Source organism: Flavobacterium sp. 38 (assembly GCF_057799715.1).
Genome location: NZ_JBYNWZ010000009.1, coordinates 104,239 through 123,722, shown reverse-complemented (window position 1 = coordinate 123,722; position 19,484 = coordinate 104,239). Strand labels below are relative to the sequence as shown.

At 35.1% G+C, this 19,484-nt stretch carries 13 protein-coding genes; 10 read left to right on the top strand and 3 right to left on the bottom strand.

Annotated features, from left to right (window positions below; all coding sequences use genetic code 11):
* Positions 1 to 532: 532 nt before the first annotated feature.
* Positions 533 to 1,756 (top strand): sterol desaturase family protein, encoded by a 1,224-nt coding sequence (locus tag AC3E9W_RS19065; RefSeq protein ID WP_488769611.1) that lies wholly within the window; start codon positions 533 to 535, stop codon positions 1,754 to 1,756.
* A 218-nt stretch (positions 1,757 to 1,974) separates the two neighbouring features.
* Here AC3E9W_RS19065 and susR read toward each other — a convergent pair whose 3' ends face one another.
* Positions 1,975 to 3,573, bottom strand: a complete 1,599-nt coding sequence (gene susR, locus AC3E9W_RS19060; RefSeq protein WP_456895384.1) for a SusR family glycan utilization regulator — start codon at positions 3,571 to 3,573, stop codon at positions 1,975 to 1,977.
* Positions 3,574 to 4,056: 483 nt separating this feature from the next.
* Between susR and AC3E9W_RS19055 the strand changes: the two genes are divergently transcribed.
* The 6 genes from AC3E9W_RS19055 (at position 4,057) to AC3E9W_RS19030 (ending at position 13,782) form a co-directional block, all read left to right on the top strand.
* Positions 4,057 to 4,578, top strand: a complete 522-nt coding sequence (locus AC3E9W_RS19055; RefSeq protein ID WP_306159513.1) for a DUF5004 domain-containing protein — start codon at positions 4,057 to 4,059, stop codon at positions 4,576 to 4,578.
* A gap of 8 nt (positions 4,579 to 4,586) precedes the next feature.
* On the top strand, positions 4,587 to 5,669 hold the full coding sequence (locus AC3E9W_RS19050) for a hypothetical protein (RefSeq protein WP_488769610.1): 1,083 nt from the start codon (positions 4,587 to 4,589) through the stop codon (positions 5,667 to 5,669).
* 28 nt (positions 5,670 to 5,697) lie between these two features.
* Entirely contained in the window at positions 5,698 to 8,715 is a 3,018-nt protein-coding gene (locus tag AC3E9W_RS19045) for a SusC/RagA family TonB-linked outer membrane protein (RefSeq protein ID WP_488769609.1), read from the top strand.
* Positions 8,716 to 8,743: 28 nt separating this feature from the next.
* Positions 8,744 to 10,258: a RagB/SusD family nutrient uptake outer membrane protein gene (locus AC3E9W_RS19040; protein ID WP_488769608.1), complete on the top strand. Its 1,515-nt coding sequence runs from the start codon at positions 8,744 to 8,746 to the stop codon at positions 10,256 to 10,258.
* 235 nt (positions 10,259 to 10,493) lie between these two features.
* The gene (locus AC3E9W_RS19035; protein ID WP_488769607.1) at positions 10,494 to 11,738 is read left to right on the top strand and encodes a glycoside hydrolase family 99 protein; all 1,245 of its coding nucleotides are present in this window, start codon (positions 10,494 to 10,496) and stop codon (positions 11,736 to 11,738) included.
* Positions 11,739 to 11,763: 25 nt separating this feature from the next.
* Positions 11,764 to 13,782: a glycoside hydrolase family 97 protein gene (locus tag AC3E9W_RS19030; RefSeq protein WP_488769606.1), complete on the top strand. Its 2,019-nt coding sequence runs from the start codon at positions 11,764 to 11,766 to the stop codon at positions 13,780 to 13,782.
* A 591-nt stretch (positions 13,783 to 14,373) separates the two neighbouring features.
* Here the strand turns inward: AC3E9W_RS19030 and AC3E9W_RS19025 are convergent.
* The gene (locus tag AC3E9W_RS19025; RefSeq protein WP_488769605.1) at positions 14,374 to 15,288 is read right to left on the bottom strand and encodes a hypothetical protein; all 915 of its coding nucleotides are present in this window, start codon (positions 15,286 to 15,288) and stop codon (positions 14,374 to 14,376) included.
* Between the two features lie 174 nt (positions 15,289 to 15,462).
* Between AC3E9W_RS19025 and AC3E9W_RS19020 the strand changes: the two genes are divergently transcribed.
* The 3 genes from AC3E9W_RS19020 (at position 15,463) to AC3E9W_RS19010 (ending at position 18,847) form a co-directional block, all read left to right on the top strand.
* Positions 15,463 to 15,939 (top strand): MarR family winged helix-turn-helix transcriptional regulator, encoded by a 477-nt coding sequence (locus tag AC3E9W_RS19020; protein ID WP_488769604.1) that lies wholly within the window; start codon positions 15,463 to 15,465, stop codon positions 15,937 to 15,939.
* Positions 15,940 to 15,999: 60 nt separating this feature from the next.
* Entirely contained in the window at positions 16,000 to 17,421 is a 1,422-nt protein-coding gene (locus tag AC3E9W_RS19015) for an MATE family efflux transporter (RefSeq protein WP_488769603.1), read from the top strand.
* Between the two features lie 259 nt (positions 17,422 to 17,680).
* Positions 17,681 to 18,847: a hypothetical protein gene (locus AC3E9W_RS19010; RefSeq protein ID WP_488769602.1), complete on the top strand. Its 1,167-nt coding sequence runs from the start codon at positions 17,681 to 17,683 to the stop codon at positions 18,845 to 18,847.
* A gap of 15 nt (positions 18,848 to 18,862) precedes the next feature.
* On the opposite strand, the gene AC3E9W_RS19005 is transcribed toward AC3E9W_RS19010, so the two are convergent.
* On the bottom strand, positions 18,863 to 19,297 hold the full coding sequence (locus AC3E9W_RS19005) for a DUF6526 family protein (RefSeq protein WP_488769601.1): 435 nt from the start codon (positions 19,295 to 19,297) through the stop codon (positions 18,863 to 18,865).
* Between the last annotated feature and the right edge of the window lie 187 nt (positions 19,298 to 19,484).

Genomic DNA, 19,484 nt, shown 5'->3' with positions numbered 1-19,484 from the left:
CAAAAGATCATTTTCGTTGATTACGTTTTTCTTTAACTCTCTAAAAGAACGTAATTGATGGAAATGTCTTTTTCGTTTGAACTTTAAAATATAATTTTTAATCCGTTAGGTGGAATTATTTAACACATAGAAACATAGCTTTTGTAAACGTAGAAAAGGCGTTTTACTTGTTGAAATGCACATAGCAGTTTGAAAAGGTTTGTCATCCTGAACAAAGATCTCCGCAAGTAACTCGACAAAGATGCTGAGTTTTTTTGCCACAAAGTCACGAAGTCGCGAAGTTTTTTAAGACAAAAGTTTGTCATCCTGAGGAACGAAGGATCACACAAGAAACTCCGCAAAGAAATGCTACCAACCTTTGTCGATTCCCGAGTGTGATCCTTCGTTCCTCAGGATGACAAAGCAGAAGCAATCTATGTGTTAGAAACTAGTTTCTTTCAATTCCCTTTACACATGCAAAAAAAATCTATGTTTCTATGTGTTTAAATAAGTTGCTCATAAATAATTTTAGAATAAAAAAGTATCATACAAAATGAAAAACATTAATTTCCTGGCATTTGCCATGCCCGCCTTTTTTCTTTTTTTGTTTTTAGAATATAAGCTTGCCCAGCGTCGAAAAAGGCCTGAAATTTTTAATTATGAAAGTTCTGTTTCCAACATTTCAATTGGAATTGCAGAGCGTTTGATTAACTTATTTATCGCGGCAAGTTTTTATCAGCTATATTATTTGATTTATGACGATTATAGATTATTTGAGATTCCGAGTAATGCTTTAGTTTGGTTTGCGCTTATTCTCGCGACCGATTTCGTCTGGTATTGGTACCATCGATTAGGGCACGAAGTCAATTTTTTCTGGGCCGCGCATATTGTGCATCATCATAGCGAAGAGTTTAATTTTACGGCCGCAGCTAGAATTACGACGTTTCAAGCCATTATCAGAACGGGATTTTGGTGCGTATTGCCATTTATAGGTTTTCATCCAACAATGGTGATTACCATGCTGATTGTGCACGGTGCTTATTCTTTTTTTACGCATACACAGCTTATCGGTAAAATAAAATGGCTGGAATATGTATTTGTTACGCCTTCAGTTCACGGCGTTCATCATGCTTCTGACGAAAAATATTTGGACAAAAATTACGGTGATATGTTTACTTTTTGGGATCGCCTTTTCGGAACTTTTCAGACTGAAGAGGAAAAACCAAAATACGGATTAACGCATCCCTTAAAAAGCTACAGTTTCTTGTGGCAACATTTTCATTATTATTTTGAAATCTACGAATTGATGAAACGCTCCAAAGGATTTAAAGCCAAATGGAAAGCCGTTTTCGGAAGCCCTGCCGATATGGATCAAGATATTCGTCCGATTCTAGAAAAACGTTTTCTCCAAGATAAAGCCGCTCCAAATCAAAGGCTTCGATTTAAAAATTACCTCTATATTCAATTAGGATTCTGCACGCTAATTTTGACTGTTTTCACTTATTATTTCGATTATTTAGAAAGTTATGATAAGCTATTTGTGCTTTCTTTGGTTATTCTAACCTTAATCAATTGTGGAGCTTTATTAGAACAGCGCAAATGGATTTACTATTTGGAATATGCTCGTTTGGCTTTGATTTCGACTTATTTCTTATACGAAGAAGATTTATTGGCGTTCTTCTTTGTACCAATCGCAGTAATGATTTTCGCAGAACAATTGTTTTCGTTGAGTAAACGTTATCAAAACGTTGTTCTGCAGTTGGAGGCTTCGGAATGAGAAATAGCCACGAATTCACGAATTATTTTAAAATCTATGCGGATAGAATTAGTTTAATTCGTGAATTCGTGGCTGATAATTACACGAATTTTTGTTCAAAATGATATGTGAAATTTATGCGCAATAATTATACGAATTGATTGGAAAAGAAAATTCGTGAATTCGTGGCTAATAAAAAAACTTAGAACCTTAGCATCTCAGCACCTCAGAGCCTTTTTTTAAATCGTCTTAATCTCCATAATTTTCTGTTCAAAAGTATCTTTAAAATCAGATTTGCTTTTAATTCTGGTTTTGTATGTGTAAATGGTAGCTACAGAAAGTTCTAGGAATTCTGCCATTTGACTGCTGTCCTGAATTCCTAATCTGTAAAGCGCAAATATTCGCAATTCCGTATTCAGAAGTTCGCCTTTTTTAACGATGCATTTATGGTCATTCGGGAACAATTTATTGAAATCGGTTACGAATGTTGGGAACAATTTCAGGAAGATTTCATCAAACTGATGGAAAAGATTTTCACGCTCTTCTTTTACATTATAGCGTTTTAAACTCGCAATAACTTCATCTGTTTTTTTGGTGATGATTTTGTGCAACGTACTCTTCTGAATATGATCTATTTTATTAATGAAAGCTGAAGTTGCTTTTATAAAATATGTGATGTATTCTTCCTTAATAGCATTGGCTTCACTCAAACTCACGTTCATTTCCTGTAGTTGCAAGTAAGAATCGGCCATGATTTTTCTTGCTTTATTTTTTTCTTTTAATTGTTTGAAAATGATTCCGAGAAAAACAAAAATAATAACCGTAAGAATCGTCAAAAGAATAATGATCTTTTCGAGTTTATCATTTTTATCTTTTACATTATTCAGCTGCGCCTTTTCTATAATGGGAAGAATCGACGAGATTTCAATTTTTCGATGTCTTGCATTGTAGAAAGTAGCATCATCCATTGCGATATTGATGTATTCGTTGGCTTTATCCAAATAGCCCATTTTAAAGAGTTCATTGGCTAAATTTCTAAGTGCTACGGTTTCTTTCGTTGCATTTTTGACATCAGCAATTGCGGCTAAAGCCAAATATTGAATGGCTTTTTTGGTGTAACCTCGTTCCGAATAAATATAACCAAGACTCGAGGTTGCGATTCCGTAATAATCGGGTGGGAGATTATAGTTGTTAATCCAATAGCTGAAGGCAAATTCGGCACCGCGCCAATCTTGCTGTTTGAGGCGTTTTAGACTTTCTGCAGCCCAATATTCATTAGTATTGGTTCCGATTAATTCTAGAGCTTTTTTTAAGAAATGATTTCCCTGCTGTACATAATGAATATTAAAACGCTGATCACGATTGTAATCGGCTAAATCATAGTAAGCGCGAGCCTTTATGTTATAATATTCAAATTTGTTTTTGAGATCCAGTTTGGTGTCATCGATAACATTTAGCGTATCGATTGCTTCTTTAAAAAGTCCCGAAGACAAAAGCACAAAACCTTCTTTGATTCGGCTTTTAGATAAAAACTTGGGATCTTTTAAAATTTTAGCTTTGATTTTAGATTGCTCTAAATAGTAGTAAGCCGAGTCGTATTTAAAAGATTTGTATTCGTCAAACAATGCCATATAACAATTGTATAGTTCTTCATTGTTTTGGTTGAGTGTAAACTTAGATACGTTTTTCTTTAAAGTTTCAATTTTTCGATATTTCTGTTTCAGGTAAATGTCTTTTTTCAAGAGAACCTGATCTAATTCTTCGAGATAAGGATTCGTCTCTTTCGCAGTAAGAGAAAAACCTCCTAAGAAGAAAAGCAGCATCAATATTCTTTGCATGATTTTGTTTTGGTTTAAGGAAAAGGTTGGTTGATAGATATAGTTAGTTAATTCGTTTTAAAATTAAGAATAAGTTTGAGATTACGCTAAACCTGTTTTTCTGGAATTTTATAAAATGTTCAATAACATCGCTTTAAAAGGTGATTTTCAGGGTGAAAATAAGCTGTAAATGTTAAAAATAGGTAATTTATTTGCAATTATACAATAAAAAGTAGTTATATATATGCATAGTGAAAAAAATATACCGAATATTTTACATATTGTCATTTTTACCATATAAAAACTGTCTATTTTCATCTAAACATCATCTTGATTTTTTGATTATAAGTAAAAATGTAAATAATTGATAATTAACTGCTTATGTTTTTTAATCTTTGAATTTTATCTTGATTTTTATCAGATTTTTTTTTTAGGATTTATTTAACGTCTAGTTTCGCTGTATCCTTTTGAAGGGGATAACAAACTAACGAAAACCAAAAATTTATGAAATGTAAAAGTCTTTATTGGCTAGCTTTTATGATGTGTTTTTTTGCAATTGGATGCGACAACACAGATGACGGAAGCTACGTAGATCCGATTACCCTTTATGAAAAAGTAAATGGAAATTGGGGATTAACAAATCTGAAAATGGTTGATGAAGTTGCGAAAGCAAATCAGATCGAACCAAACGAAGAAAACTTGAGTACTTATTTTAACTACGAAGATTTTAAAATCAAATTTAACGTAGATGAAAAGAACAATCCAACAAGTTATGAAGTAACGGGAGACGTGCCTCCGTTATTTGCGCCAAAAGGGTATTGGGCACTGAGCTCAGATTTTCAGCAGACCAATGGCGTTGGAACAAAAATCTATTTGTACAGTGATGCGCAAAAAACGCAGAAAACAGATGAACTGAGATTGATTGCAGTTCCTGGTAAAACTAAAGAAATGCAGCTTCAACTGGCGCGTTCTTCTGGCGGTGTAGATTTCTTGTCTTATGTGTTTAAATTAAATGCTATTAATTAAAAAGTAATATGAAAAAGTTTATATATACAATTTTACTTGCCTTATTGATGGCGCCTAATTTTATTACAGCACAGGAAAATGCTGGAGCTGTTGGGCCAATGTCGTCTTTTCCGGTGGTTTACAAATACGATGAGAAAGTTACATGGTATTTTGATATGTCGGCATCTACGTTTGCTGAAACAGAAGATTTATACATCTGGATTTGGTCTCCATCTGAACCAGACGCAGGAAACTGGGAAAACTCTTCTGACTTTGCAAAACTGAAATATGAAGGAAATAAAATCTGGAGTTTTACTCTGACTCCAACAGCTTATTTTTCTAAAACTCCAGAAGAAATTGCTGCGAGTGCAGGATTTTGGTTTCGTTTAAAAAACAAAAACGGATCTAAACAAAGTGATGTTGGAAACATGGCTTATACTGATTTCTCCTCTTTTTACACTTCAGATGAATTATTTAGAGCTTATCCGTCAAAACCATTAATTGACAAACCAGTAAGTATTTTGTTTAATGCCAATCTTAATCCTGCATTTGCTGGTACTCCGAGTGTACACATGCATGCTGGTTTAAATGATTGGGCTATTCAGCAAATGTATGAAGCAGCAAAACCAGACATTGCAGAAAAAACGAAATTAAAAGACTTAGGAAACGGTTTTTATAAAATTGATTTTATTCCTAAGCAATACTTCAATGCGCCAGATGGTTTCGTTATGGAAAAAATAAATTTCCTAATGGTAGCAGAGAATTGGACAGCAAATTCTGGCGATCAGGTTATTTATGCAGGAGAATTTATTCCGCCGCCGCCGCCGAGTTTTGCTTTCTTTCCATCACAAATCAGTCAGAAAGATTTTCTTGGAATGTCAAGAAAAAATAACGAGGTAGGTGTAAATAAATTAATCTACACTATTACGGCGGGAGCAAAAACTATTTCTGGTGAGTTTACTGGAGGAACTGCAGAAATTAAAGGTTTTGTCAATTTAGTTTCAGAACTAAACGGAGTTCCAAATTTAAGTGAAATCCATGTTTTGGTAAAAGACAATAAAGACAAAACAATTTCGGATACGACGATTCCGCTTAAAACTTTAGATAAATAATCACTATTAAATTAAAACACCAATTCTAATGAATAGTAAAAATACAAAAAGCGTCCTGCATCAAATGTGGACTGCTAAAGGAGCGGTATTGATGATTTTTATGCTTTTTCTTTCTGCCAGCACTTTCGCGCAGGCGAAAAAACAAATCTCAGGAACCGTTTATGACAATACGGGTACGGTATTGCCAGGAGCTTCTATCATTGAAGTAGGAACAAAAAACGGAACTACAACAGATTTTGATGGTAAATTCAGTCTTCAGGTAGCCGTAGGAGGTGCAATCGAAGTTTCGTTTATCGGATCGACTACACAAAAAATTCAAGTTACTGGAAGCACATCAAATGTTGAGGTTCGTCTGCAAAATGATGGTTATACATTGGCTGAAGTACAGGTAGTTTCTGTAGGTTATGGGAAAGTAAAAAAATCAGATTTGACTGGAGCGATTTCTACAGTTGGAGCAGATGATTTAGTAAAAGGAACAATTTCTTCTACAGAACAGGTTTTGCAAGGAAAAGTAGCGGGATTAAATATCATTCGTCCTTCTGGAGATCCAGCTGCGGGCGCAACCATTCGTCTTCGTGGAGGAACTTCTTTAACAGCAAGCAACAGTCCGCTAATTGTAGTAGATGGTATTGCGGGAGTTGACATAAACGTGGTTCAGCCTTCAGATATTAAATCGGTTGACGTTCTTAAAGATGCTTCGGCAACGGCAATTTACGGTTCTCGTGGAGCAAATGGGGTAATCATGATTACAACAAAATCGGGAACAAAAGGAGTTTCTGTTGTGTACAATGGGCAAACGGGAATCGGTTATGTAAATGATAATTTAGATCTTCTTTCTGCAAATCAGTGGAGAGGATATGTTCGCCAGAATCAAATTGCAGATGCGGTAGATTATGGTGCCAATACCAACTGGCAAAAAGCAATTGAGCAGACCTCTGTTTCTCAGTCACATACTTTGAGTATCAATTCGGGAAAAGCAGACAGCGGTTTTAGAACTTCTCTTTCTTACTTAGACAATCAAGGAGTTATTAAAAATTCTGGTTTAGAAAGATTAAGCGGGAATGTGAATGCTTACCAATTTCTTGGAGACAATAAAGAAGTGAAATTTGATATGGGATTATTTGCCAATATTGACAAATGGCACCCAATTGATTACAGAATTTTTGAAAGAGCATATAACTTAAACCCAACGATTCCGGTTTACACTTCAGATGGAAAATTTAGTGAAGTAACAGGAAATATTTACCAAAACCCAGTTGAGATTTTAACCAACAGAACGTTTGATAACGAAAGACACAGACTTTTAGGGTATTTTAAAACCGATGTTAAATTCTTGAATGACTTTACAGCTACAGCAAATATTTCGTTAGAACATAATGCTGTAAAAGGAGGAACTTACAAACCATCTTATGCCGTTATGGAAGGGCAGACTGAAGGCGGTTTTGCACAAAGAACGTATGCAGAATATACTAATGCGCAAGGAGAACTGTATGTAAACTACAGCAAAATTATAGACAAGCATAATATTAGCGCTTTGGCTGGTTATTCTTACCTTGAAAATATCTACGAAGGTTTTGGAGCGCAAAGAGGCGGTTTTGTTACAGATGCTTTTAGCTACAATAATTTGGGAGCTGGTTACAACTACCGTTTAAACGATGTGTATTCATACAAAGGAAAATCAAATTTAGTGTCTTTTTATGCTCGTGCTAACTACGGTTACGATGGTAAATATTTATTGACTGCAACGGTAAGACGTGACGGATCAAGCCGTTTTGGAGAAAACAATAAATGGGGAACTTTCCCATCTGCTTCTGCAGCGTGGAGAATTTCTAATGAAGAATTTATGGAATCTTCGAAAGGTTGGTTAGACAATTTAAAACTTAGAGTAGGTTATGGAGTTACAGGAAATCAAGATGGAATTGGGGAGTATAAATCGCTTTCTATTTTAGGAGTTGGAAGTGACAGTTACTACGATCCAGTTACTAAAACTTGGAGTTTGGCTTATTCTCCAAAACAAAACCCAAATCCTGATTTGAAATGGGAATCTACAGAACAAATTAACGTTGGTTTTGATTTTGGACTTTTCAACAGAATTACAGGATCTTTTGAATGGTATTCTAAAACAACAAAAGATTTATTATACACTTACGAAGTGCCTCAGCCTCCATACTTAGTGGGCACAATGTTGGCAAACGTTGGTGAAATGTCAAACAAAGGGGTTGAATTAACCTTGAATGCAGACATTATAAAAGGAGATAAATTCAATTGGAATGCCAATTTAACGCTTGGACACAACGTTCAGAAAATCGAAAAATTGTCTAATCCGACGTATAAAACAGATGTTATCTACAGCGGATCTCTTCATGGTTTGGCGGGTATGTCTGGACAATATTCTCAGATTATTGCTGAAGGATATCCTGTTGGAACTTTCTGGGGATTCAAAAATGCTGGTTTAGATGCAGACGGGAAAATCCAATATTACAATGCAGCAGGACAAGTAGTTGCTGAAAGTGCGTTGGTAGATGAAGACAAAACAGATTTAGGAAATATTCAGCCAGATTTGACTTTAGGTATTGGAATGAATTTTACTTACGGAAATTTTGATCTTGGAGTTTCAGGATACGGAATGTTTGGACAAAAAGCTTTAAATGCTACAAACATGATGCTGAACGATCCAAACAGATTACCAGCTTTTAATGTGCCAGATTCTTTCTTAAGCAGCGGTATTACTTCTGCTCCTAAGTATTCTGATTACTGGATCGAAGATGCTTCTTTCTTCAGACTTCAGACGTTGACTTTTGGTTATACTTTGCCATTGAAATACAAAAAATCAAAAGTGAGAATGTATGTAATGGGAGAAAACCTATTTGTAATTACAGGTTACAAAGGTGTAGATCCGGAGATTGGTTTAAATGCTCAGGACGGAATCAATCAAACTGGAAGAATGGATACAACCGGATTGGCTGCTCCTGGAATTGACAGATACAACAATTATCCTCGACCAACTACAATTTCTGTTGGACTAAATTTTACGCTGAATAACTAAGCGAATTGATAACCATAAAATATTAACAATGAAAATCAAAATAACAGCAGCAATACTTTTAAGCATGCTTTTTACGGTATCATGTACTGATTTGGACGAACAGTTGTATGATCAGGTAGAAGACGGAAATTTTGGAAATACATCCAAAGAAATCGATGCGCTGGTAGGTGGAGCTTATTCTTCTTTAAGAGGATTCTCTGATGCAATCTCAAATAATTTTCCAACTTGCGAATATGTTTTCTTTTTGAATGAAGTAGTTTCAGATGAAGCTACAATTCCGACAAGAGGTACAAACTGGTACGATGGCGGACAATATCAAGATGCGCAAAAACATACTTGGAAAGCAGATAATAGAATGATTCTTTCGGCTTGGCGTTACAACTATACCGGAATTGCTAAAATCAATGCGATCATTTATCAGATCAATAAATCATCTTTGAGCGATAAAGCTAAAGAACCGATTTTTGCAGAATTAAAAGCGCTTAGAGCTTATTATTACTACAATCTTTTAGATTTATTCGGAAATGTGCCAATTGTAACCAATTTTGAAGACACAGATCTTCCTGCCAATTCAACAAGAAAACAAGTTTATGATTTTGTTGAAAAAGAATTGACAGATGCGATTCCATTTTTAAATCCAAGTCCGGTGTATTCTAAATTAACTAGAAATGTAGCGTACTCTATTTTAGCTAGATTATATCTTAATTCAGAAGCATTTGTGGGTCAGCCGCGTTGGCAAGATTGTATCGATATGTGCCAGAAGGTTACAGGATACAGTTTGACACCAGATTTCTTTGCCAATTTTGTGACGGAGAATCAGACTTCACCAGAAATTATTTTTGCTATTCCTTACGATTCAAAAGCGGGAACAGTTGGAAATTACATGAACTCCATGTCTGCTCATTACAACCAAAAATTAGCGATTTCTGCAATTCCAAACAATTATCCTTGGAGCGCAAACGGAATGTGCGCACAGCCTGGCGTTTATTCTGCTTTTGCAGACACAGACAAAAGAAAAAAATGCATGCTTCAAGGCGATCAGATCAATCTGGCAACAGGAACGGTGATTATGATGGACAACGGAGAACCTTTGACTTACACAGAAAACCTAACAAGTTTAGAAGATGCAAAAGAGAACGAAGGAGTACGTTTGGCTAAATACGAAATGAAAGCAGGGGAGCAATGGGAACGTGATCACGATTTTGTTTTAATCCGTTATTCAGAAATCTTGATGATGCAGGCAGAATGTTACGTTCGTTTAGGTTCACCAGATTTGGCTCGACCATTTGTACAGCAAGTAGCGGCTCGTGCTGGAGAAGAATTGCCAGCAACAATTGATTTGGCATTTATAAATCAAGAATTGTTGAAAGAATTTACATTCGAAGGAAGAAGAAGAACAGACAATATTCGTTTCGGTACATTCTTCGAGCCATGGTGGTCAAAAGGTGCAACAGAAAAATACAGAGCGATTTTCCCAATTCCGAGTACTGTTTTAACCACAAACAAAAACTTAAAACAGAATCCAGGGTATCCTCAAAGCTAGATTCTTAAATGTCAGTCTTCCATGTTGGTTAGTCGTGGAAGGCTGACATGTTTTTAAAGATTTACAGTTTTTAGCTTAACATTAAAGTGATTTTGTTTCACGCAGATTTAGCAGATTATTGCAGATTGAAACAGATTTTTTAGATCAAATAATATTTAATCTTAATAGATCTGCTAAAATCTTTTTTAAATCTGCGTGAAACAAATTTTTTAAATCCTTTAAATATTAAATCAATATGAAAAGATATATCACATCATTGGTTTTTGGTTTGATGAGCATTGTGATGGTTGCTGGATGCAGCAGCGATGACAAAGGCTCAGATCCACCTATAGAACCAGAAGTTACAGCGCCAGTTGCGATTGAGAAAACCAACAGCACCAAAATTTATATGCATTACATGCCGTGGTTCGAAACCAACGAAAGCAGTGCAGATAAAAAATGGGGATATCACTGGACAATGGCAAACAAAAATCCGAACAACGTAGGAGCAAACGGCCGAAGAGAAATTGCATCGCACTATTATCCGCTGATTGGGCCTTATCACTCAGGCGATAAAAATGTGATCGAAAATCATTTACTGTTGATGAAATATTCAGGAATTGATGGAATTCTGATCGATTGGTACGGCACTTACGACGTCAATGATTACGGAATGATCAAAGAAAATACAGATCAGCTTATTGAAATGCTCGATAAAGTAGGTTTAGAATATGCTATTGTTTATGAAGACCGATTTTTGACTAATGTTGTAAATGCTGGAAAAGCAATTTCAGTAACCGGCGCAGCCAAAACAGATTTAGCTTATGTACAAAATAATTATTTTTCTGATGCTAATTATATTAAAATTAATGGCAAACCGCTTTTAATGAATTTTGGGCCAATCGTTTTGCAGACTCCCGCAGAATGGACCAATGTTTTTAATACGCTGACGGTAAAACCAACTTTCCTGACACTTTGGGATCATTCTGTAAAAGCAGGAGAAAATGCTTCTGGCGAATATGCTTGGGTATACAAAGACAATAGCTATCTAACCAATTTCTACACCAATACTAAACCAAAATTGGGTGTTGCAATGGGAAGTGCTTATCCTGGTTTTAAAGATTTTTACGCTCAAGGCGGAGGTGGTGCAGCCATTGGATGGACCATTGAACACAATAACGGAGCAACATTGGACGAAACTTTAGCTTTAGCAAAAAATGCCAATGTAAATTACCTGCAGCTGATTACGTGGAATGATTTCGGAGAAGGAACCATGATTGAACCGACGGTTGAATTTGGATATTCTTTTATCGAAAAAATCAAAACTTTTGCTGGAGTAAAAAGTACAGAAAACGTTTTTTCTGAAATCAGCAAAATGTATGATTTGCGCGTGCAGAAAAAAGGAAATGCAGAAGCTCAGAAAAAACTCGACCAAGCATTTAACTATTTTGTTTCTATGCAGCCAGCAAAAGCAAAACAAGTAATAAGCGAAATAAAATAGAGCTGTAATTAATACAATTTAAATAATGAAAAACAGAAAATATAGATACTGTATAGTGGCTTTGGCATCGATGCTCGTTATAGCCTGCAGTACTAAAAAAACGTATAAAATCAGTTCTCCTGAAAAGATCTCCGAATTAACTTTTGAATTAACTCCTTCTGGACAGCCGCAATATAGTTTTTCTTCTAACGGAAAATCGGTAATTGAACCTTCTCTTATGGGATTTGAATTTCAAGGATTAGCCAAAATGACCGATGGTTTTGAAGTGGTTTCAACTGAAGAAAAATCGGCAGATGAAACTTGGGAACAGCCTTGGGGTGAATTCAAAAAAGTAAGAGATCATCATAACGAACTGATTGTTCACTTAAAAGAAGTAAAAGGCGAGGAGCGTTTGGTTGATATTATTTTTAGAGTTTTTGACGATGGAGTCGGATTTCGTTATGAATTTCCGAAACAGACGCATTTAGGAAAAGTCAAAATCTCTAATGAGGTTACGCAATTTACTTTTAAAGACAATAACGAAGTTTGGTGGATTCCGGTGCATCGCGAAAACAGCTATTACGAAAGCGAATACCGCAAAACATTAATGAGTAAAACCGATACCATTAATACACCAGCTACTTTTGAAACCAAAGACAAATTGTATGTCGCGATTCACGAAGCCAATTTAACTGATTTTGCCTCAATGACGTTATTAAAAACTACTGACAAACAATACAAAAGTGATCTAGTGCCTTGGGCAGATGGCGTAAAAGTATATGCCGAAACGCCTTTTAAAACGCCTTGGAGAACGATTGTTGTGGGCAAAAATCCTGGAGAAGTAGCCACTTCTACCATTATGCTAAACCTAAACGAACCGTCAAAAATTGAAGATTTGTCTTGGATTACGCCTTCAAAATATATCGGAATTTGGTGGGGAATGCATTTAGAAAAATATACTTGGGGACAAGGCCCAAAACATGGCGCCACAACCAAAAACACCAAAGAATATATTGACTTTGCTGCGAAAAATAATTTTGACGGCGTTCTAGTAGAAGGCTGGAACGAAGGCTGGGATGGCGATTGGACAGCAGATGGTTCTGCATTTAGTTTTACAAAAGCCTATCCAGATTTTAATTTGGAAGAAATTACCAAATATGCCGCTATGAAAAATGTTCGTTTAATTGGACATCACGAAACGGCGGGAGCAACTAAAAACTACGAAAGCCAATTGGAAGATGCTTTTAAATTGTATCAGAAAATGGGAGTGAATTCGGTTAAAACGGGTTATGTAAACAAATATTTGGATAAGAAAGAATGGCATGATAGCCAATACGGAGCGCGTCATTATAGAAAAGTAATGGAAACGGCAGCAAAATACCATATTATGATTGATAACCACGAACCAATGAAGGGAACTGGTTTACAGCGTACGTATCCAAACTTTATGTCGCAAGAAGGCGGTAGAGGACAAGAATATAATGCATGGTCTGTAGATGGAGGAAATACACCAGAGCATTTAACAACTTTACCTTTTACAAGAATGCTTTCAGGTCCGTTTGATTACACGCCAGGTAATTTCAATTTTGATTACAAAACGCCGTCTGGTGCAAAAGTGCAGACGACTTTAGCCAATCAATTGGCATTGTACGTGATTATTTTCAGTCCGTTGCAAATGGCTTCAGATCTTCCAGAAAACTACGAAGGAAAACCAGAATTTCAATTTGTAAAAGAGGTGCCATGCACTTGGTCAGATACCAAAGTTTTGGATTCTAAAATTGGAGAATACACCACAATTGCTCGTAAAGATTGGGAGGAGAAAAACTGGTATTTAGGTTCGATTACCAATAGAAATGCCAGAGAGCTGAAAGTAGCGCTTTCGTTTTTAGATAAAAACAAAGAATACGAAGCAGAAATTTATGCAGATGGAGAAGGGGCAAATTATAAAACAAATCCGTATCCCGTTACAATCTCTAAACAAAAAGTAAACAGTAAAACTGTTCTAAATATCAAATTGGCAGCTGGTGGAGGAACAGCTATAAAATTTTCTCCAATAGAGAAATGATTTTTTAAGATTCTAAGATACTGAGGTTCTGAGCTTCTAAGTTTATAAAGTTTTATTTTGAGTTAAGTTATGTAAGTTTAAGTTTGGTAATAAACCCGGTTTCGTTTTACGAGATCGGGTTTGTTTTTTTGATGTAGATTGTGTTTTTTTTAAACGCAAAGTACGCAAAGATGTTTTTTAAAGCCGATGCAGGTTCTAGAAATTAAGTTCGCAAAGCTATAAAGATATGTTTTGCGCTGAATTTTAATCTTGCAAAGACGCGAAGTCGCAAAGTTTTAGCGTGTTTTACGCTGATTTTTTTTAGCCACAAATTTCACAAATTTCACAAATTTTTATTATCGTTGCGGAGTTTCTTGCGTGTCCTTCGACTTCGCTCAGGAAGACAAAAAATGAGGTCATAAATACACAAAAATTAGCGAAAATTCGTGAAATTTGTGGCAAAAAAAACTTTGCGACTTCGCGTCTTTGCGAGAATTTAGAAAGCCTTGCATAAAACCTTTGCGAACCTTGCGTAATTCTTTGCGTTCTTAGCGGTAAAAAAACTTAGAACCTTAGAAGCTTAGCATCTCAGCACCTTAGAACCTTAGAACCTCAATGCTTATAAAGCTTCACATGATTTCCAAAGGTATAAACAGCTGTAATCGTTGGTCCATTATAGCCCCATTTTAAATCGCCGTTAAAACGTTTTCCAACAGCATCTACTTTAAAATTTAAACCAGTGTAGCCAGCATTAAGGCTAAAGTTTTGATGCACATTATACAAAACAGAAAGTCCGTAACTTATAATGTGTCCATCTATATTATCAATTTTAGCGGCCAAATAATTAACATTAGCATAAAGTCCCACGCGTTTTCCTAAAACAAATTCACCCCAAATACCAAGATCAGGAAGAGGAGCGGTAAAACTGAAATTATCTCTTATTTCTTGGCTGGTTTGCTGAGTATCAAGACGCATACCTAAATCACCAAAAAGCACATGCGCTCCAATAAGTAAACCCGCTTCGTATTTAGGTTTCGAGATAATCGCATATCCATAAGCAATTCTGGCAATTTGTATGTCAAAGAAAGCCGTTACTCTTGCGTTTACATCGTAAGTATGATCTCCAAAATTAATTTCCCTTTCTAAAGTTTTGGTAGAGCTTCTGTTCAAAACAAAATATTCAGCTCCTAATCTGGATCTTCTTGAAATTCTCCAGTCAAAAGTTCCCATAAAAGAAGAACTCGATTTATTAAAACCTAAATCGTCTTCAAGATCGATTTTTGTACCAATGTTACCATTATTGCCATCAACGCGAATTTCGGTATTGTTAATAGGAAAAAAAGCACCCGCAGTTACTTTAAATCGTCTTGCATGCCAAGGCAAATCTTCTGCATAGCTGTCTTGAAATTCCTCGTCGGAAGTTTTAGAAGTTGTTAAGCTTTCGCTCGAAATATTATCTGCAACATTCTGAGCGTTTACCGGAATACAAAAAAATGTTAGCATCAAAAGAAATAGGAAATTTTTCATCAGATTGGTTTTTAAGTTTTATTAGGTAAATTTTAACAATTAAAGTTAGCGAAAATTATCTTTCATTTTTCTTTTTTGTATTGAATTATTTTTGCAAAACAATTGTATATCAATAAAATAAGAATTTGTTTTTAAAAATAGTTGACATGTCACTCTTTTTTGTAAATTTGCCTCATGGAAAAAAAACATACCGATACAGCAAGTTTTTCAAATTTTTGGAAAGAAGAAATATCAGATAGTTTCTTCTTTCAGATTAACCGTATAAAACGATCAATTTTTAGACGGACAAATGCGTTAATGACTGAAGCAGGAATCACCTTGCAGCTGGAACAATTGCCGTTACTTATGATTTTGAATCACAAAAGTCTTTCGCAGAGAGAATTATCAGATAAAACGATGCGTGATAAATCGTCTATTTTGAGAAGTATTTCGGCACTCGAAAAAAAGAAATTGGTTGAGGTCGTAAAAGACAAAATGGATAAACGCAAAAACATTGTAAGTCTTACCGAGGAAGGAATCATAATGGCTAAAAACATTCGGTCACTGATGAAAAGGGCAGAAGAAGAAGTAATGTCTGTTTTTTCTCCAAAAGAAAGAATCGAAGCGTTGAATGCAGTAAAGTTTTATGCAGACAAACTAGAAACGCTTTAATTTTTTTTGAACTTTAAAAGTTGATATGTCAACTTATTTTTAAATAATTATTTCGAATAAATGAAAAAAAATGAATTGTTAGAAGGGCCAATCCTTTCTTCATTATTAAAATTAGCAGTTCCAATTATGATTGCTAATTTGTTACAAGCCGCATATCAGCTAGTAGATGCTTTTTGGGTAGGACGCTTGGGCGGAGATGCCGTAGCAGCCGTTTCGATAAGCACGCCTGTCATATTTTTAACCATCGCTTTAGGAACCGGACTGGCTATTGCAGGTTCTATTTTGATTGCACAATATTTTGGGGCAGGAAATCAGAAAATGGTCAATCATGTTGCCGCACAAACTTTGTCGATGGTGATTATAGTTTCTATTGTATTATCCATTATTGGTTATATTTTAAGTCCCTATTTTTTATATCTACTAAAAGTAGAACCAGAAGTTTATGTTGATGCTTTAGGATTTATGCGAGTAGCATTTGTCGGTTTGGTTTTTAGTTTCGGATTCATGATTTTCCAATCCATCATGCGTGGGGTTGGACGTGTGACACTTCCTGTTTACATTGTTTTAGGAACTGTTATTTTGAATTTTGCGCTAGATCCTTTATTTATTTACGGATGGAATTTTATTCCCGCTATGGGCGTAAAAGGCGCAGCATTGGCAACTTTATCGACGCAGCTTTTAGCGATTATAATTGGATTTGCAATTCTGTTTAGAGGCAAACACGGAATTCATATTCGTCTTGCCGATTTCAAACCCGATTACAAACACATAAAAAGAGCTTTTGAAATTGGTTTTCCATCTTCTATAGAACAGTCTATGCGTGCCTTAGGAATGATGGCGATTACGTTTTTGATTGTTCGTTTTGGTACTTTAACTGTGGCTTCTTACGGAGCCGGTTCCAATTTAATTCAGCTGATTCTGATTCCTGCTTTGGGACTATCGATGGCGATTGCTACTCTTGTCGGACAAAATATTGGCGCAGGAAATATCGACCGAGCAACTGAAATTGCAAAACTAGGTGCCTATCTCGGTTTCGGATTATTGACAGGTCTTGGAATTATCGCTTTTATTTTTGCGCCGCATTTAATTGCTTTTTTTGTTCCAAACGATCAGGCCGTTATTGAAGGAGGAACAGAATTATTAAGAATTACATGCCTTTCTTGGGGATTTTTAGGATTACAGCTTTGCTTGACTGGAGTTTTCCGCGCCGTTGGAAATACCAAATTGCCAATGGTTTTGACTTTGGTTTCTCAATGGGTAATTCAGTTTCCGTTGGCTTTTATTTTGTCGCACAATACTTCTTTAGGAAAAGTTGGTATTTGGTGGGCGTTTCCGATTGCTTCTGTTGTAACAGCTTTGATTACCGTTATAATGTATGTAAAAGGCGATTGGAAAAAAGAACGATTGACAGGTAAAACCAATAAATTGATTGATAAGGTTGAAAGTGAGATTGTTAAAGAAGGGTTTGATTTGACGAAATAAAGGTTCTAAGGTGCTGAGGTTTTGAGGTGCAAAGTGACAAAGAGACAAAGGTTTTTGATTCTGTGAATGTAGAGATGCACTGCAGTGCATCTAACCAAAGATTGGCAGATGTCCAAGTAACAAAATTTTTTAAAGACGTGATTTTTTTCACGTCTTTTTTATTTGTAATACTTTTATGCTAAAATAAAATTTCAGTATATTAGAAACTTCAAAAATATACTTCTAGTCTCAGCATCTTAGAACCTTAGCACCTTAAAAAATGAATAAAACTCTACAACGTTATTTTGTAAAATCTGTTATTGTATTAGCCTTTATCCATGTAGCTTATTTTTTATACGGTTATTTAACCTTCAAAGGGCTTAAAAATATTAATAGCTACACCGAATTTTATCGATTTAAATTTTACGATGATGTTTCGATTTCGCATTTTTTTGTCAGTGGTTTGTTTTTGCTTTTCTTTCTTATTTTTCTGATTCGAAATCATTCTAGAGAAAATTATAACGGCACAAGTCTTTTGAAGGTTAGCGCTTGCCTGCTATTTATTTCCTTTTTGACTTTTTCTTTTTTTGTGAGCTATAGTTTCGGAATGAATGCCAAACTGAAAACAGAATTGTCGGAAAATGATTTTAATAAAGACAAAAAACTGCTGAATGTTTTAAATCCGTTTTTGTATGGATATACGTCATATAGTTCGGAGAAATTGTTTAATTACGAGAATATTTTATACCCAAAACCTTATCCTGTACTAAAAGAAGAAGACACTATTGTTCCGGGTGAATATGCTATTACAGAAACCAATTATTATAGTATAGATACGATAACGGCTTTAACAAGCACTTTCGACAAAACAACAAATACAGCAGACAGCATTTTTGATATTCTGGGTTTTGATAAAGATGAAATACACAAAAGAGTAATCTCAAAAAGAATTGTAGGAGACAGTACACAAATTATTTTTAAGAGTGTCCCTGTTCATCCAGAACACGATGATGATATTTGTATTTTTCTGGAAAATAAGTCTTTATTTAATCCTGTTCAGGGAGATTCTCTCGATAAGCAAAAGTATCAAGCCGCAGTGGATCGTTATAAATTATTGTATAATGCTAAAAAAGATTCGCTAACGTATGCCTTCCAGAAATTGGATACGCTTTTAAGAAAATACAATATCGAAACCAATCTCATTCCGAAAGAGCTGACACAAGATGTTTATCATTATAAAGCTAACCGTGATGAACCGCTTAATGCGATCAGAAATAATTTTGATAGGAAAGCTTTAACAGAAAAATTTACAACTCTGGATAAATTGTTTTACGAACCTAATTACTTACATCCTAATATTATTGGAATTTACTTTATTGTAATTATTTCAGTTTGGATCGTATTATTTCTATTTTATCTTGCTTTCAATAGAAAGAAAATTAAATAAACAATAAACAGTTTTTTAAACTCTATGATAATCTGCTTTCCAGTGCACAATTGCTTTTTTAATTGCGTCGCCTGTCAAACTGTTTTTTAAAGCATCTTCTACAAGCGGAACCAATTCGTCGTCTGGAGCAAAACGAAGTGCAAATATCTGATCGTCTGTGAGTTTGTATTCAAATTCTTCGAATCTTTTGCCTGTTAAAGTGAAATAACGGTAACGCATTTCTAAGCGCACAATTCTATTTTGAAGCGTTAAAGCATAGTGCTGGCGCAGCATATAGGCCAATGCGAAAAGAAATATAAAGATTACGCTAATAAATCCCCAAACTAAATAATCTTCTGTTGTAATGCCTAAGTAAATACTAGCGGCTAAGAATAAAATTAAAACAGGATAATAGATAAAATGGTGCGGTGGATAAAACCGTATATGATTGTAATATGTTTGAATTTTCATGTTTTTTTAGATTAAAGGTAGCCTATAAAAACAAAACTACTCTATATTTCTATAGAGTAGCTTTTTCCCAAAAATAAACTAACATAACCAATGTTCTCTTTATAGACTAAACTTTTTACAGTTTGCTTTGTAAATTTTAATAAGAAGAAAGCCTTTTCTTTTCGTTCATCAAATCTTCAATATGGCT